The organism is Saccharomonospora iraqiensis subsp. iraqiensis (assembly GCF_000430445.1).
GTDB lineage: Bacteria > Actinomycetota > Actinomycetes > Mycobacteriales > Pseudonocardiaceae > Saccharomonospora > Saccharomonospora iraqiensis.
In genome coordinates, this window is the sequence record NZ_KE387033.1 from 1 (window position 1) to 2,606 (window position 2,606).

The 2,606-nt window shown below is 73.6% G+C and carries 1 protein-coding gene and 1 pseudogene; one reads left to right on the forward strand and one right to left on the reverse strand.

From position 1 onward, the window contains the following. A pseudogene (locus ACTIR_RS27310) lies at positions 1–129 on the reverse strand (precorrin-3B synthase); the annotation flags it as partial. Positions 130–253: 124 nt separating this feature from the next. Between ACTIR_RS27310 and ACTIR_RS21005 the strand changes: the two are divergent. Continuing rightward, a partial coding sequence (locus tag ACTIR_RS21005; RefSeq protein ID WP_034237682.1) for a cobaltochelatase subunit CobN occupies positions 254–2,606 on the forward strand: 2,353 nt, incomplete at its 3' end.

The following is a 2,606-nucleotide window of genomic DNA, read 5'->3' on the forward strand; positions in this document are numbered from 1 at the left end:
CGCGCGGGCCTGTGCGGAGGTCAGGGCGCCGCCGGGTACGCGGACGCGCGCCAGCGCGCCGTCGGCGGCCTCGTGCGTGGCGACGACACCCGGGCAGGCGTCGGCATACGGACGGTTCGGTGGGGACACGGCCCCTACTGTAGAGCGTGGCCGTGCGTGCCCGTCGCCGCTCGCGTGCACGGTCGAACAGATCACCTTGACGACCACGCGCCGCCGCCACGACAGTGGAGCGGACCAGGGAGGGCTGAACGTCGTGATTCTCTTGCTGTCCACTTCGGACACAGATCTGTTGAGTGCGCGGGCCGGCGGGGCCGACTACCGACTGGCGAACCCGGCTCGTCTCGACCTCGACGAGCTGCCCGGTCTGCTGCGCGACGTGCCCGTCGTGGTGGTGCGCATCCTCGGCACCGAGCGCACCTGGGAGCAGGGGCTGCGCACCGTGCGGGAATCCGGCGCGCACGTCGTGGTGCTCGGCGGCGAGCAGACCCCGGACGCGGAGCTGATGGCCCTGTCCACCGTGCCCGCGGGCACGGCCACCGAGGCGCACGCGTACCTGGCGCACGGCGGTCCGGACAACCTCACCGAACTGCACCGCTTCCTCTCCGACACCCTCCTGCTCACCGGCGAGGGCTTCGCACCCCCGGTCCCCCAACCCTCCTGGGGCCACCTCCCCCTCCCCGGCGAGTCGACGCCCCAGGACCGCGAGTCGCCGCCCCAGGACCGCGAGTCGCCGGCCCAGGACCGCGAGTCGCCAGTCCAGGACGCCGACTCGGCGGCCCATGTCGTCGACTCGCGTGCACCGAGTGGCAACTCGGCGGCCCATGTCGTCGACTCGCGTGCACCGAGTGGCAACTCGGCGTCCCGTGGCGTCGACTCGGCGGCACCAGGTGGCGACTCGCGGGCACCAAGTGGCGACTCGCGGCCGGTGGTGGGGATCATCTACTACCGGGCGCACCATCTGGCCGGGAACACGGCGTTCGTGGAGACGCTGGCCGAGCAGGTGCGGGCCGCGGGCGGGCGGCCGATGCCGATCTTCTGCGCCTCGCTGCGCTCGCGCGAGCCGGAGATGTTGGACGAACTCCGCACGGCGGACGTCCTGCTGGTGACGGTGCTCGCCGCGGGCGGCACCCGCCCGGCGGGCGCGAGCGCGGGCGGCGACGACGAGTCCTGGGACGTGGCCGACCTGGCCGAGCTGGACGTGCCCACCCTGCAGGCGATGTGCCTGACCAGCGACCGCGCCACCTGGGAGGCCAACGACGACGGCCTGTCCCCGATGGACGCGGGCAACCAGATGGCCGTGCCGGAGTTCGACGGCAGGCTGATCACGGTGCCGTTCTCGTTCAAGGAGACCGACGCCGACGGCCTGCCCCGCTACGTCCCGGACGCCGAACGCGCCGCCCGCGTGGCCGGGATCGCGCTGGCCCACGCCCGCCTCCGGCACACCCCGCCCGAGCAGCGCCGGGTCGCGCTGATGCTGTCGGCCTACCCCACCAAGCACGCCCGCGTCGGCAACGCCGTCGGCCTGGACACCCCCGCCTCGGCGGTGGAACTGCTGCGCCGGATGCACGCGCGGGGCTACGACTTCGGCCCGGACGGCGCCGCCGCCTTCCCCGGCGTGCAGCCGACCGGCACCGACCAGCCGGACGGCGACGCGCTGATCCACGCGCTCATCGAGGCCGGCGGCCAGGACCCGGAGTGGCTCACCGAGGAACAGCTCGCCGGCAACCCGATCCGGGTGCCCGCGCAGCGCTACCGGGAGTGGTTCGACGCGCTGCCCGCCGAGCTGCGCGAGGCGATGATCGAACACTGGGGCCCGCCGCCGGGGGAGCTCTACGTCGACAACGACGAGATCGTGCTCGCCTCGCTGCGGGCGGGCAACGTGATCCTGATGATCCAGCCGCCGCGCGGGTTCGGCGAGAACCCGGTGGCGATCTACCACGATCCGGACCTGCCGCCCACCCACCACTACCTGGCCACCTACCGCTGGCTGGCGGAGGAGTTCGGCGCGCACGCCGTCGTCCACCTGGGCAAGCACGGGTCGCTGGAGTGGCTGTCCGGTAAGAGCGCGGGCCTGTCCGCCGCCTGCGCGCCGGACGCGGTGCTGGGCGACCTGCCGATGATCTACCCGTTCCTGGTCAACGACCCGGGCGAGGGCGCGCAGGCCAAACGCCGCGCGCACGCCACGATCGTCGACCACCTGGTGCCGCCGATGGCGCGCGCGGAGTCCTACGGCGACATGGCGAAGCTGGAGCAGCTGCTCGACGAGCACGCCAACATCGCCGCGATGGACCCGCCGAAGCTGCCCGCGATCCGGCAGCAGATCTGGACGCTGATCCAGGCCGCCAAGCTCGACCACGACCTCGGCATCACCGAACGCCCGCACGACGCCGAGTTCGACGACTTCCTGCTGCACGTGGACGGCTGGCTGTGCGAGGTCAAGGACGCCCAGATCCGGGACGGCCTGCACGTGCTCGGCGCCGCCCCCACCGGTGAGGCGCGGGTGAACCTGGTGCTGGCGATGCTGCGCGCCCAGCAGATCTGGGGCGGCACGGTCGCCGCGCTGCCCGGTCTGCGCAGCGCGCTGGGCCTGGCCGACGACGCCCCGG